The following is a 12,621-nucleotide window of genomic DNA, read 5'->3' on the forward strand; positions in this document are numbered from 1 at the left end:
TCGGGCGGAAGATGGTTTCCGCCCGATTAACGCAGGTTGTCAGGCGCCTGAGCGATGAAAGTCAGGATAGCCGAGACTTAAAATCGTCATATGAAAAGGATCGGATTTCCGTGAGTTGATCGGATTCGCTATTCCAGAGCCAGATGGCCGGCAGGGGCACGCCGTTGAAGGTGTTGGTCTTCACCATCGAATAATGGGCCTGATCGAGGAAGGCGATACGGGCGCCCGGTTCGGCGCCGCCAGGCACGCGATAATCGCCGATAATGTCGCCGGCGAGGCAGGACGGGCCGCCAAGGCGGGTGACCGGGCCTTCTTCCGGCTCATGCAGCATGGCGGGACGATAGGGTGCCTCGATCACATCAGGCATATGGCAGGTGGCGCTGATGTCGGTGATGGCGACGGGCATGCCATTGTCGATCACATCGAGAATTTCGCCGATCAATATGCCGGCGTCGAGCGCCATCGCCTCGCCCGGCTCGATATAGAGTTCGAGGCCGGTCTGCGCCTTGATCCGCTGAAGGAAGGCGATGAGGTCGTCGATCTGATAGTCGGCGCGGGTGACATGGTGGCCGCCGCCGAAATTCAGCCATTTGAGGCCCTCGACATGGGGCATGACGAACGGCTCGATCGCCTTCCATGTCCGTTCGAGCGGCAGGAAATCCTGTTCGCACAGGTTATGGACGTGAAGGCCGTCGACGCCGTCCAGATGCTCCGCGCGGAGCTGGTCGATCGGGAAGCCGAGGCGGCTGTGAGGCTGCGACGGGTCATATTTGGGCACTTCCCCCTCCGGATTGAGAGGGTTGAGGCGCAGGCCGATGTCGAAGATGCGCCCTTCGGCACGGGCGGCATCGATCACCGGCTTCATCCGGGCGATCTGGCCGGGGCTGTTGAAGATGACATGGTCCGAAATCCTGAGGATTTCGGCAAGGTCGGCGGGCTTGTAGGCGGCGCAATAGGTCGCGACCTCACCCTTATATTCCTCCCGGCCGAGGCGGGCTTCATAGATGCCCGATGCGCAGACGCCATCCAGATATTCGCCAACGACGCTGCCGAGCGACCACATGGAAAAGGCCTTGAGCGCGCCCAGCACCTTGATGCCGGCGCGCTCGCCAATGTCGCGCAGGACGGCCAAGTTCCGGCGCACCGCGGCCTCGTCCACCACGAAGGCGGGCGAGGGGACGCGGTACAGGTCGAAATGGGCGAAAGCGGCGGGATCGCCGGCCTTGGTTTCCATGAAGTCACAACTCCGTCATTGCGAGCGCAGCGAAGCAATCCAAGGGAGCGCCATTGGATTGCTTCGCTACGCTCGCAATGACGATTATTTCTCAGCGCGGCGCTTAGAAGGCCAGCGGCGCGTCCAGTTCCTTCACCTGCCAGGGCAGGCCGTGCTTGTTCAGCATGTCCATGAAGGGATCGGGATCGAACTGTTCGATGTTGAACACGCCTGCCCCTTTCCATGCGCCCGTCAGCATCATCGCCGCGCCGATCATCGCGGGCACGCCGGTGGTGTAGCTGACCGCCTGATTGCCGGTTTCGGCATAGGCTTCCTCATGGTCGCAGATCTGGTAGACATAGACGGTCTTTTGCTGGCCGTCCTTCTCACCAGTGGCGATGTCGCCGATATTGGTCTTGCCCTTGGTGGTGGACCCCAGGCTCGACGGTTCGGGCAGTACAGCCTTGAGGAACTGGAGCGGGATGATTTCCTGGCCATTATAGATGACCGGGTCGATCCGGGTCATGCCGACATTCTGGAGCACTTCGAGATGCTTGAGGTAAGCGTCGCCGAAGGTCATCCAGAAGCGGATGCGCTTGATTTCGGGATAGAATTTCGCGAGCGATTCCAGTTCCTCATGATACATGAGGTACATGTTCTTCGGCCCGACCTGATCGAAGTCGAAGCTCTGCTTGTGGCTGAGCGCAGGGCCTTCGACCCATTCGCCGTTCGCCCAATGGCGCGACGGGGCGGTCACTTCGCGGATGTTGATTTCCGGGTTGAAGTTGGTGGCGAAATGCTGGCCATGGTCGCCGCCATTGCAATCGAGGATGTCGAGCGTGTCGATCCGGTCGAGCAGATGCTTCTTGATGTAGGAGGCGAAGACGCTGGTGACGCCGGGGTCGAAGCCCGAGCCCAGCAGCGCCATGATGCCGGCTTCCTTGAAGCGGTCCTGATAGGCCCACTGCCAGCTATATTCGAACTTGGCGGTGTCGCGCGGTTCGTAATTGGCGGTGTCGAGATAGTCGGTTTTCGTAGCCAGGCAGGCGTCCATGATCGCCAGATCCTGATAGGGCAGGGCCAGGTTCACGACCAGCTTGGGCTTGATCTTCTGGATGAGGGCGATCGTCTCTTCGACATTGTCGGCATCAACCTGCGCCACGTCGATGTCCACGCCGACCAGCGCCTTTACTGATTCGGCGACTTTTTCGCAGCTGACGATGCGGCGGCTGGCGAGCGTGATATGGCTGAAAATATCCGGGTTCATCGCCATCTTGTGGACTGCGACAGAACCGACGCCGCCCGCGCCGATAACAAGAACCTTGCTCACTACAACTGCTCCATGGCTATGGTCGCGCCAGACGCGCGAAAGCGCCCATATAGGAGGCTCGAATGACAGCGCAAAGTCAGAGTTGGTTCTGTGTCAAAAAGCCGATGGTCGCCGGGCTGATCCTGATGGCGATGATGGGCGGCATACCGGCGGTGCGGGCGGCCGAACAGACGGCCGAGACGCAGGTGACGAAAGGCGAGGTGAAACTGACCTTTGCACCGCCGCTGGACCAGCCGCTGCGCTATGAAGTGTCGACCCTTCGCAATCGGGCCGGGCAGGAACAGCAGGGGATTGTCGAGCAGGTGATGCGGTTCCGCCGCGAGGGGGAAGGCTATGTGCTGCGCATCGAACTGGTGAAGGGGACGCTGCCGGGCCTGACCGAGTTCAACCTGAAAGTTGGCGATCCGAAGATGCCGCCATCGCTGCGCCCTTTCATGGAGCCGATGGAATATGATGTGGGCGCTGATGGCGCGGTATTGCGACTGCGCGACTGGGACGCGCTGAAGGGCAAGATCGGCGCGGGGATGAAGGACATGGTCGCGCTGATCGAGCCGGATGAAGCCAAGCGGGCGCCGGCCGCCGCGATGATCGAGAAGATGGCCGCGGGTTTCCAGCAACTGACGCCGGAGCAGGCGGCCCAGATGTTCCTGAAACCCTGGGCGACCTTCCTGGGGCTGGGACGAAATCCCCGGGAATTGGGCGAATGGTATGAGGCGCAGATCGAACTGGACACCGGCATTTTCCCAATGCCGCTGCCAGCGACCAGCCGCATGCGGCTGAGCCGTCCGGCGACGGCCTATCATTGGGAACAACATACGGAGATGGACCCGAAGACGGCCGGTGACGCGATCACATCCTATCTGGAAGCGATGATCCGGGCGAGCGGCGACGAGGCCCCGGAAGGCAAGATCGCCGAAATGCGCAAGGCATTGGGCGACATCAGGATCAACGATGTGCTGGAGGCCGATATCGATCCTGCCACGGGGATGGTCATTAACGGCAGCTATATCCGATCGATCGAGGCTGGCGGGCAGAAGGGCGGCAATGGCGCGCGGGTGCGGCGGCTGGATTGAAGGGCGATAGTCCGGAGGTGGCTAATTTCCGCTCTACCGTGCGCAAGATGAACCGCGCTCCCTAGAAACTCGCTCCATCGACCTTCTGGATCGTCAGAGCATCGATATCTACAGAGGGCACGCAGCGCAGGTTGATGGCGCGCATGTCGCCCTGCGGTGACTTGCCGAGCGCGAAGGCTTGCGCGCCGCAGGTCTTGCAGAATTGATGCGTGATATTGTGCTTGTAGAAGAGATAGTCGGTGAGGTGATCGGCGCCGCTTTCCAGCGTGAACTGGTCGGCCGGCACGAAGGTCAGGACAAACCCCTTGCGGCTGCAATGAGAGCAATTGCAACTCATGCCTTCGGTCGGCGCGTCGGCGGCGACGCTGAACGTCACCGCGCCGCAATGGCAGCTTCCTTCATAGGTCATATCCGTTCTCCTTTTGATCCTTATGGATCAACTCACCAGCCGCTTCAATCCCTCGACCGTATCAGCCTCCGCCGCCGGCTTGTCCTTGCGGAGGCGGGCGATGCGGGGGAAGCGCATGGCGAGGCCGGATTTGTGGCGCTTGCTGTCGTGGATACTGTCAAACGCGACTTCCAGCACCAGCGTCTTTTCCACTTCGCGCACAGGGCCGAAGCGGGCGACCGTGTTCTGGCGGACGAAGCGGTCGAGCCATTTCAATTCTTCGTCGGTGAAGCCGCTATAAGCCTTGCCCACGGGCAGCAATTCGCCGTCTTCGGTCCAGCAGCCGAACGTGTAGTCCGAATAGAAGGAAGAGCGTTTGCCATGGCCGCGCTGGGCATACATCATGACGCAGTCGGCGGTCAGCGGATCGCGTTTCCATTTATACCACAGCGCGGCCTTGCGCCCGGCGACATAGGGGCTGTCGCGGCGCTTGAGCATGACGCCTTCGATTGCGGCGTCGCGGGCACCGGCGCGGATGTCGGCGAGGGCCTCGAAATCGGGGGCTTCGATCAGCGCGGAGAGGTCGAAACGGTCGGCGGGAAGCTGCGCCATATAGGATTCCAGCCGGGCGCGGCGCTGGTCCCAGGGGAGGGCACGCAGGTCGTCGTCGCCTTCGATCAGCAGATCGTAGAGGCGGACGAAGGCGGGATAATCGGCCATCATCTTCGCGCTGACCGCCTTGCGGCCGAGCCGCTGTTGCAGGGCGTTGAAGCTGGCGGCCTCGCCCCCTTGCGTGTCGCCTTTCACCAGCAGTTCGCCGTCCAGCACGGCATGGCCGGTGAAGGCCTGCGCGATTTCAGGGAAACTGCCCGATATGTCGTCGCCCGCGCGGCTGTAGAGGCGCGTTTCGGTTCCGGTGCCGACGATCTGGATGCGGATGCCGTCCCATTTCCATTCGGCGGCATAGTCGGTGAGGTCGACGCTGTCGGCTTCGAGCGGGTGGGCGAGCATGAAGGGGCGGAAATAGGGCGTACCTTCGGGGTCGGGGCGGCCGGTGCGGCCTTCGGCCCAGTCGAATAGTGCCGTGTAGGGTGGAGCGAGGGCGTGCCAGACCTGTTCGACATCATCGACATCGAGGTGGAAGGCCTGGGCGAAGCCGGTCTTGGCGAGGCGGGCGGAGATGCCGACGCGCAGGCCACCCGTGGCGAGTTTGAGCAGGGCGAAGCGGCCGGAGGCGTCGAGATGATCCATCATTTGCGCCAGTGCGTCGGGCGCGGCGGCGCGGCTGACGCCATGGAGGCGGTCGATGACGGCGGACAGGCTGAGCGAGCCGTCGTCCAGTTCGGCGGGCTGGTCGTCGCGTTTCGGCCAAAGGAGCGCGACGGTTTCGGCGAGGTCGCCGACATAGTCGCGGCTCATTTCATAAAGGACGGGATCGGTGCGGGCGCGGATCATTTCACCGATGGCGGAGGCCTTGACCGCTTTCAGGTCGAGATTGCCGGTGAGCGCCGCGAGCGCCCAGCCCCGGTCGGGATCGGGCGCTTCGCGCATGTAGGCGGCGATCAGGGCCAGCTTGCCATTGCGCGAGCGGGTGTAGACCAGGCCGTCGAGGAGTTGGGAAAAGGCGCGCATCAGACGCGACCCAGACAGGATTTTGTTCGCGCGGAGACGCGGAGACGCGGAGGGATGGCGAGGCGCCGTGAGCTGTAGAATGGCGACCGTCCATGGAGGCAGCGCGACTTTGCCACGCGGCAGGCTATCTCCGCGCCTCTGCGTCTCCGCGCGAACTTGTTGATATTTTCGCGCAGAGGCGCAGAGTACGCGGAGATGTGCAGGAAGGCAGCGTTGCCGCTCCATTTGCTTCTTTGCGTTCTCTGCGCCTCTGCGCGAACCAATTTCTCCATCCTATCCTTCATCCTCCTCTTCGCGGCCGACCAGCGCCAGCGCGCGCGCGCGGATCTGGTGGGTCATGCACCAGTGGAGCAGCGCTTCCTCCCGACCATGGGTTATCCAGGTTTCGGTCGGCGCGACTTCCCGGATGGTGTCGGTCAGTTCATCCCAGTCGGCATGGTCGGAAATGACAAGGGGCAGTTCGACATTCTTCTGCCGCGCGCGCTGGCGCACCCGCATCCAGCCCGATGCCATGGCGGTGATGGGATCGGGCAGGCGGCGGCTCCAGCGGTCGTTGAGGGCGGAAGGGGGCGAGACGATGATATGGCCGCGCATTTCCTTCGCCGGCACGCCGGTCGCGGGGCGCAGTTCGCCCATGTGGATGCCGAAATCCTGATAGAGCGCACACATGCGTTCCATGGCGCCGTGGATATAGATGGGGTCGTGGTGTCCGCGCGCGCGCAGTTCGCAGATAACCCGCTGCGCCTTGCCCAGTGCGTAGGCGCCGACCAGTACGCAGCGGTCGGGATGGGCGTGAAGCGCGGCGAGCAGCCGGTCCATTTCGCTGCCGGTGTCGGGGTGGCGAAAGACGGGGAGGCCGAACGTCGCTTCCGTCACGAAGATGTCGCAGGGGACCGGCTCGAAGGCTTTGCAGGTGGGGTCGGGGCGACGCTTGTAGTCGCCGGTGACGACGACGCGCTCGCCGGCATGGTCCAGTATGATCTGCGCCGATCCCAGCACATGACCGGCCGGAACGTAGCGGATGGTGACTCCGCCCAGCCTGATCTCCTCGCCATAGCCGACCGCCGTCCCGCTGGCGGTGCCATAGCGCAGGCCCATGATCGCAAGCGTTTCTCGCGTGGCCCAGACATGACCGTGGCCACCGCGCGCGTGATCGGCATGGCCGTGCGTCACCAGCGCGCGCGCCTGTGGCAAGGACGGGTCGATCCATGCGTCGACGGGGCGGACATAGATGCCGGTGGGGTGCGGTTCGATCCAGTGAGCCATTGCATGCAGAAGATGGGAGAGGGCGTCATGGTTCCGCAAGGGGAGTCATCGCCCCGTCATCGGTCGGTCATGCAGGCGACATGCCATTGCCCTATCGGCGCGCTAGAGCGGTCGGTGATCCGATTGCATCGGATCGACCGCTCTAAGCTTTATTTTGACGCATTCTCCGAGTTGTCAGGTAATTCTACCTGACTTGAGAATGCTCCAACGACCCGGCAGCGAGGAGTGCGCCATGGCAGCGGCAACAGATCAGAAGGCCCATGACAAGATCACCAACGCGGTGCACCGGCACCGGCATCTGTCGAAACAGGGATTGCTGGAACGCGCCTTCACCTTCGCCTTTCGTGGACTGGTCTATGCCCAGATCTGGGAAGACCCGGCGGTGGACATGGAGGCGCTGGCGATCACGCCCGATTGCCATGTGGTGACGATTGCGTCGGGCGGCTGCAATGTGCTGTCCTACCTGACCGCCGATCCGGCCAAGATCACGGCGGTCGACCTCAACACCGCGCACATCGCGCTCAACAGGCTGAAGCGGACGGCGGCGCAGACCTTGCCCGACCATGAAGCCTTCCATCGCTTCTTCGCCCGGGCAAACGACAAGGCCAATGTCGCGGCCTATCACAGCCATGTCGCCCCGCATCTGGACGAGGCGACGCGGCGTTACTGGGAAGGGCGCGACCTGATCGGCCGGCGCCGGATTGGCGGCTTTGCGCGGGGCATCTACAAGCACGGCTTGCTCGGTCGCTTCATCGGCGCAGCGCATCTATTGGCGCGGGTGCATGGCGTGAACCCCAAGCGGATGCTGGACGCGCAGAGCCGCGAGGAGCAGGTCGAGATTTTCGAGCGCGAACTGGCACCGATCTTCGACAAGGGGTTCGTGCGCTGGCTGACCAGCCAGCCGGCGTCGCTCTTTGGCCTGGGCATCCCGCCCGCGCAGTTCGAGGCGCTGGCGGGCGATGACCGGATGGACAATGTCCTGAAGGCGCGGCTGAAGAAACTGGCCTGCGACTTCGACCTGAAGGATAATTATTTCGCGGTGCAGGCTTTTGGCCGGGGCTATCATGGCGGCGAAGGGCCTTTGCCGCCCTATCTGCAAGCCGCGAACCATGATGCGGTGCGCGCGCGGGCCGGGCGGGTCGATGTGCGCCATGTCAACTTCACCGACTTCCTTGCCAGCCAGCCGGATCAGTCATGTGACCGCTATATCCTGCTGGACGCGCAGGACTGGATGGACGACGATCAACTGAACGCGCTGTGGGCGCAGATCACGCGGACGGCGAAGTCGGGCGCGCGCGTGCTGTTCCGCACGGCGGGTGAACCCAGCATATTGCCGGGCCGAGTGGTCGATGCCGTGCTGAACCGCTGGGATTATCGGGCGGAGGCTTCGCTCGATTATACCGCGCGCGACCGGTCGGCCATTTATGGCGGCGTCCATCTCTATGTGCTGAAGGGTGCGCTGTGAGCGATCATAAGGGGCTGATGGACGGGGTCTATCGCTACCAGCGGCATATCTATGACCTGACGCGCAAATATTATCTGCTGGGGCGTGATGGGTTGATCGCCGATCTCGATCCGCCGGCCGGCGGCGCGGTGCTGGAGATTGGCTGCGGCACAGGGCGCAACCTGATCGCGGTGGGTAAGGCCTGGCCGCAGGCGCGGCTCTATGGTGTCGACATCAGCGAGGCGATGCTGGAAACGGCGCGGGCTTCTGTGGCGAAGGCAGGGATGGGCGACCGTGTGGCGCTGGCGCAGGGGGATGCCTGCGGCTTCGATGCTGAGGCCTTGTTTGGTCGCGGGACGTTCGAGCGGGTATTCATCAGCTATGCGCTGTCGATGATCCCGGAATGGGAAATGGCGCTGGCGCAGGCTGCGCGCTGCGTGGCGCCGGGCGGCAAGCTGGAGATCGTCGACTTCGGGCAGCAGGAGGCGCTGCCGGGGGTATGGAAGCGGGCGCTGTTCGGGTGGCTGGGCAAGTTCCATGTCTCCCCGCGCCGGGGACTGGCGATCGCGATCGAACGGCTGGCGCAGGATGTGGGCGGGTTTCCGCATAGCCGGACGCTGTATCGCGGCTATGCGGTGCGGGGCGGGTTGATACGGGTTTGAAGGGTATCGGCGGGTGACGGAAATGCGCCCGCTGCTTTCATGCCATGGCCATGTGACCCGCATCAGAAACCCACATCCGTTCGTCCTGAGCTTGTCGAAGGACGCGTGCGCAGCTTAGATTATTGCATGGCGTTCCATGCTTATCTTCTCCGGTGCAGCGATGGGTCTTTCTACGCAGGACATGCGGAGGATTTGGAAAGCCGTATCGCCCAGCATCAACTGGGTTTGATTGGCGGATATACCGCTATTCGTAGGCCATTAACTTTGGTCTGGACGGAAAATTTCGGGACGCGGGATGAGGCGCTGGCTGCCGAGCGTCGGATCAAAGGATGAAGCCGTGCCAAGAAGCAGGCCTTGATCGATGGCGATTGGGAGCGGTTGAAACTCCTTGCGCGCAATCGACAGGATCAATGAGGTGGGCGTGGGTTAGCGTCCCCTTCGACGCCGCCTGCGGCGTCGCTTAGGACAGGCTTCGACAGGCTCAGGACGAACGGATGTTGGGACTGAGAGAGAGAGAGGCTGTGCTGCTCTCCCCGCTACCTTTACGCCGCCTGACGCGCCGTCTTTTCCAGTTCCAGACGGTCCCAGATTTCGGCCAGCGCCTCTACCAGGTCGCGCATCATCTCTTCGGTATGGGCCGGCCCGGGGGTGAAGCGCAGGCGCTCCGTGCCGCGGGGGACGGTGGGATAGTTGATGGGCTGCACATAGGCGCCATATTCGGCGAGCAGAATGTCGCTGATCCGCTTGGCCTTGACCGGGTCGCCGACCATCAGCGGCACGATATGCGTGACCGAATCCATCACCGGCAGGCCGGCGTCGCGCATGAACTGCTTGAGCTTGGCGGCGGACGCCTGCTGGCCTTCGCGTTCTTCGCTCGATGCCTTCAGATGCCGGACGCTCGCCAGCACGCCGGCGACCAGCACGGGCGAGAGCGAGGTGGTGAAGATGAAGCCGGGCGCATAGCTGCGGATCACGTCGACGATCATCTGGTCGGCGGCGATATAGCCGCCCATGACGCCGAATGCCTTGCCCAGCGTGCCTTCGATGATGGTCAGGCGATGGGCGACGTCGTCGCGTTCCGAAATGCCGCCGCCGCGCGCGCCATACATACCCACGGCATGCACTTCGTCGAGATAGGTGAGCGCGTTATACTCGTCGGCCAGATCGCAGATCGCGGCGATCGGCGCGACATCGCCGTCCATCGAATAGACGCTTTCGAAGGCGATCAGCTTGGGCGCATCGGGATCTTCGGCGGCCAGAAGCTCGCGCAGATGATCGACGTCATTGTGGCGGAAGACGCGCTTTTCGCAGCCGGAATTGCGGATGCCCGCAATCATCGAGGCGTGGTTCAGTTCGTCGGAGAAGATGATGCAGCCGGGCAGCAGCTTGGCCAGGGTGGAGAGCGTCGCTTCGTTCGAGACGTAGCCCGACGTGAAGAGCAGCGCCGCTTCCTTGCCATGCAGGTCGGCCAGTTCGCCTTCCAGATCGACATGATAATGGGTGTTGCCGCCGATATTGCGGGTGCCGCCCGAGCCGGCGCCGACATCATGGAGCGCTTCTTCCATGGCGGCGACCACCTTGGGATGCTGGCCCATGGCGAGATAGTCGTTCGAGCACCAGACGGTGATCGGCTTGGGGCCATTATGGCCATGGAAGCAGCGGGCGTTGGGGAAGGCGCCCTTGTTGCGCAGGATGTCGATGAACACGCGATAGCGGCCCTCGCTATGGAGCCGGTCGATCGCCTGCGAAAAGATGTGCTTGTAATTCACTACGCCTGTCTTCCCGTTGTTCGCGCGCTGTTTTTGTCGCTGCGCCATCCTCTGCCCGGATGCTGCATTTACCTGCGCTGCCCCGCCATTACCAGCGATAACCGCTCGCAACTTTAGGGAGAAATACCTATCAGACTGATAGAAGGGATTGGCCATTGGACAAATGGCCCATGCCACTCAAAGCGCTTCGATGCGGTCCAGGCCATAGCTGGCGAGGGCGGGGCGCAAGGCTTCCTGCCTTCCATCGATCCGGGTAAAGACCGCGATGCCGGGAGCCGGCGCATCCGGCCATGGCTGGCCCTGTGTCAGATAGAGGATGCGACGGGCAATGCCCTCGCCACCATGGACGAAGCCCATGGGATGCGGGGCCGCGGCGGCCAGTTCCTGTTCCACCAGCGGAAAATGGGTGCAGGCAAGGACGACCATGTCCATATGCTCACCGCCCGGCTGGTCGATGAGGCCGGCCAGCGCGTCGCGGGCGACCTGCGGGTCGAGCGGATCGCCGCGCAGCTTCGCCTCGGCCAGTTGCACCAGCGCGGCGGAACCATGGCGCAGCACGGTACAGTCGGCGCCATGTTCGGCCGCGAGCCGATCGACATAGGGCTGGCGCACGGTTGCGTCAGTGCCGAGCACGCCGAAGACACGGCTTCTGGAGAGCAGGGCGGCGGGTTTGATCGCCGGGACGGTGCCGACCACGGGAATGTCGAGCGCGGCGCGGACATGCTGGAGCGCGATGGTCGACGCCGTGTTGCAGGCGATGACGGCGAGGCGCGGGCGATAGCGTTCCACCAGCCGGCCGAGGAGCGCGGGGACGCGCGCGGCGATTTCCGCCTCGCTTTTCGTGCCATAGGGGAAGCCGGCGCTGTCGGCGGCATAGACGATCCGGGCGGTCGGGAGCGCCGCGCGAGCGGGGGCAAGGATGGAAAGCCCCCCTACGCCGGAATCGAAGAAAAGGATGGGAGCGTCTGGTGCAACCGTCATGGCGGTTCATGTCGCGTCATGGCGGCAGGCTGTCAACGGCCTGCGCTTGCAAAGCCGGCTGGCCGCTGCCACTTCGCACGCAAGATCAAGGAGATGATGATGGCCGAGCGCAGCATGAAGCAGAGGATGATCGCGGGCGAACCCTATCATGCCAATGACCCCGAGATCATTGCCGATCAACTGGCGGCGGCGGAATGGATGCGGCGGTTCAACGCCACCCTGCCGCCGGAGCGGGAGGGACTGCTGCGCGAGCAGCTGGGGGCTTTGGGGGCGGGATCGACCATCCGGCCGCCCTTCCATTGCGACTATGGCTTCAACATATTCCTGGGTGACGGCGTGTTCCTGAACTTCAACTGCGTCATATTGGACGTAGTGGAGGTGACGATCGGCGACGGCACGCAGATCGGGACGGGCGTCCAGATATTGACAGCCGACCATCCGCGGGATGCGACCGAGCGCGCGACCGGTGTCGAATGGGGACGGCCGATCCGTATCGGGCGCAATGTGTGGATCGGCGGCGGCGCGATCATCCTGCCGGGCGTGACGATCGGCAACGATGCCTTGATCGGCGCGGGCAGCGTGGTGACGCGCGACGTGCCGGCGGGCGCGACCGTCGTGGGCAATCCGGCGCGGGTGCGTTAAGCGCGCGATGGCGCGAGGTTAACCCAGCCCGTCATTGCGAGCGTAGCGAAGCAATCCAAGTCGCGCCACGGTGGATTGCTTCGCTACGCTCGCAATGACGATTCAGCTATAAATCATCTCCTTCTAACCCCCATTGCCTCCTGCGCTTGTCACTCTATGGTCGCGCGCAACATTTAGAGCAGGACAGTCGATTGCATCGGCTGTCCTGCTCTGGTCTTTTG

General features: G+C 63.3%; 12 protein-coding genes. 5 read left to right on the plus strand and 7 right to left on the minus strand.

Annotated elements, in window-relative coordinates; all coding sequences use genetic code 11:
• Nucleotides 1-61: 61 nt before the first annotated feature.
• A complete protein-coding gene (locus tag ACNHGR_RS03950) occupies nucleotides 62-1,234 on the minus strand; it encodes a carboxynorspermidine decarboxylase (RefSeq protein WP_475284198.1) in 1,173 nt (390 codons plus the stop codon).
• Nucleotides 1,235-1,337: 103 nt separating this feature from the next.
• A complete protein-coding gene (locus tag ACNHGR_RS03955) occupies nucleotides 1,338-2,543 on the minus strand; it encodes a saccharopine dehydrogenase family protein (RefSeq protein WP_475284199.1) in 1,206 nt (401 codons plus the stop codon).
• Between the two features lie 62 nt (nucleotides 2,544-2,605).
• Here ACNHGR_RS03955 and ACNHGR_RS03960 point away from each other — a divergent pair, with 62 nt between their 5' ends.
• Entirely contained in the window at nucleotides 2,606-3,616 is a 1,011-nt protein-coding gene (locus tag ACNHGR_RS03960; protein ID WP_475284200.1) for a hypothetical protein, read from the plus strand.
• Between the two features lie 61 nt (nucleotides 3,617-3,677).
• On the opposite strand, the gene ACNHGR_RS03965 is transcribed toward ACNHGR_RS03960, so the two are convergent.
• From ACNHGR_RS03965 to ACNHGR_RS03975, 3 genes are all read right to left on the minus strand, one after another.
• Complete coding sequence (locus ACNHGR_RS03965) at nucleotides 3,678-4,025, minus strand: GFA family protein (protein ID WP_475284201.1); 348 nt, start codon at nucleotides 4,023-4,025, stop codon at nucleotides 3,678-3,680.
• A 27-nt stretch (nucleotides 4,026-4,052) separates the two neighbouring features.
• Nucleotides 4,053-5,636 carry a cisplatin damage response ATP-dependent DNA ligase gene (locus tag ACNHGR_RS03970; RefSeq protein WP_475284202.1) on the minus strand — a complete coding sequence of 528 codons (1,584 nt, stop codon included), beginning with the start codon at nucleotides 5,634-5,636 and terminating at the stop codon, nucleotides 4,053-4,055.
• Between the two features lie 273 nt (nucleotides 5,637-5,909).
• Nucleotides 5,910-6,902 carry a ligase-associated DNA damage response exonuclease gene (locus ACNHGR_RS03975; protein WP_475284203.1) on the minus strand — a complete coding sequence of 331 codons (993 nt, stop codon included), beginning with the start codon at nucleotides 6,900-6,902 and terminating at the stop codon, nucleotides 5,910-5,912.
• A gap of 232 nt (nucleotides 6,903-7,134) precedes the next feature.
• Between ACNHGR_RS03975 and ACNHGR_RS03980 the strand changes: the two genes are divergently transcribed.
• The 3 genes from ACNHGR_RS03980 (at nucleotide 7,135) to ACNHGR_RS03990 (ending at nucleotide 9,341) form a co-directional block, all read left to right on the plus strand.
• On the plus strand, nucleotides 7,135-8,367 hold the full coding sequence (locus tag ACNHGR_RS03980; RefSeq protein ID WP_475284204.1) for a BtaA family protein: 1,233 nt from the start codon (nucleotides 7,135-7,137) through the stop codon (nucleotides 8,365-8,367).
• Nucleotides 8,364-9,008, plus strand: a complete 645-nt coding sequence (locus ACNHGR_RS03985; RefSeq protein WP_475284205.1) for a class I SAM-dependent methyltransferase — start codon at nucleotides 8,364-8,366, stop codon at nucleotides 9,006-9,008. Before ACNHGR_RS03980 ends, ACNHGR_RS03985 begins: the two co-directional genes overlap by 4 nt.
• 126 nt (nucleotides 9,009-9,134) lie before the next feature.
• Nucleotides 9,135-9,341 carry a GIY-YIG nuclease family protein gene (locus ACNHGR_RS03990; protein ID WP_475284206.1) on the plus strand — a complete coding sequence of 69 codons (207 nt, stop codon included), beginning with the start codon at nucleotides 9,135-9,137 and terminating at the stop codon, nucleotides 9,339-9,341.
• A gap of 209 nt (nucleotides 9,342-9,550) precedes the next feature.
• Here the strand turns inward: ACNHGR_RS03990 and hemA are convergent, their stop codons facing one another.
• Nucleotides 9,551-10,777 (minus strand): 5-aminolevulinate synthase, encoded by a 1,227-nt coding sequence (gene hemA / locus ACNHGR_RS03995; RefSeq protein ID WP_475284207.1) that lies wholly within the window; start codon nucleotides 10,775-10,777, stop codon nucleotides 9,551-9,553.
• A 177-nt stretch (nucleotides 10,778-10,954) separates the two neighbouring features.
• Entirely contained in the window at nucleotides 10,955-11,758 is an 804-nt protein-coding gene (gene murI / locus ACNHGR_RS04000; RefSeq protein ID WP_475284208.1) for a glutamate racemase, read from the minus strand.
• A 99-nt stretch (nucleotides 11,759-11,857) separates the two neighbouring features.
• Between murI and ACNHGR_RS04005 the strand changes: the two genes are divergently transcribed.
• Nucleotides 11,858-12,400, plus strand: coding sequence for a sugar O-acetyltransferase (locus tag ACNHGR_RS04005; protein ID WP_475284209.1), 543 nt, complete (start codon nucleotides 11,858-11,860; stop codon nucleotides 12,398-12,400).
• Nucleotides 12,401-12,621: the final 221 nt, after the last annotated feature.

It is taken from the genome of Sphingobium sp. RS1 (assembly GCF_056156825.1).

What these genes read in the sequence shown, in the direction of transcription:
- ACNHGR_RS03950 (WP_475284198.1), bottom strand. Translation starts at nt 1,234, where the DNA reads ATGGAAACCAAGGCCGGCGATCCCGCCGCTTTCGCCCATTTCGACCTG.
- ACNHGR_RS03960 (WP_475284200.1), top strand. Translation starts at nt 2,606, where the DNA reads ATGACAGCGCAAAGTCAGAGTTGGTTCTGTGTCAAAAAGCCGATGGTC.
- ACNHGR_RS03965 (WP_475284201.1), bottom strand. Translation starts at nt 4,025, where the DNA reads ATGACCTATGAAGGAAGCTGCCATTGCGGCGCGGTGACGTTCAGCGTC.
- ACNHGR_RS03970 (WP_475284202.1), bottom strand. Translation starts at nt 5,636, where the DNA reads ATGCGCGCCTTTTCCCAACTCCTCGACGGCCTGGTCTACACCCGCTCG.
- ACNHGR_RS03975 (WP_475284203.1), bottom strand. Translation starts at nt 6,902, where the DNA reads ATGGCTCACTGGATCGAACCGCACCCCACCGGCATCTATGTCCGCCCC.
- ACNHGR_RS03980 (WP_475284204.1), top strand. Translation starts at nt 7,135, where the DNA reads ATGGCAGCGGCAACAGATCAGAAGGCCCATGACAAGATCACCAACGCG.
- ACNHGR_RS03990 (WP_475284206.1), top strand. Translation starts at nt 9,135, where the DNA reads ATGGCGTTCCATGCTTATCTTCTCCGGTGCAGCGATGGGTCTTTCTAC.
- murI (WP_475284208.1), bottom strand. Translation starts at nt 11,758, where the DNA reads ATGACGGTTGCACCAGACGCTCCCATCCTTTTCTTCGATTCCGGCGTA.
- ACNHGR_RS04005 (WP_475284209.1), top strand. Translation starts at nt 11,858, where the DNA reads ATGGCCGAGCGCAGCATGAAGCAGAGGATGATCGCGGGCGAACCCTAT.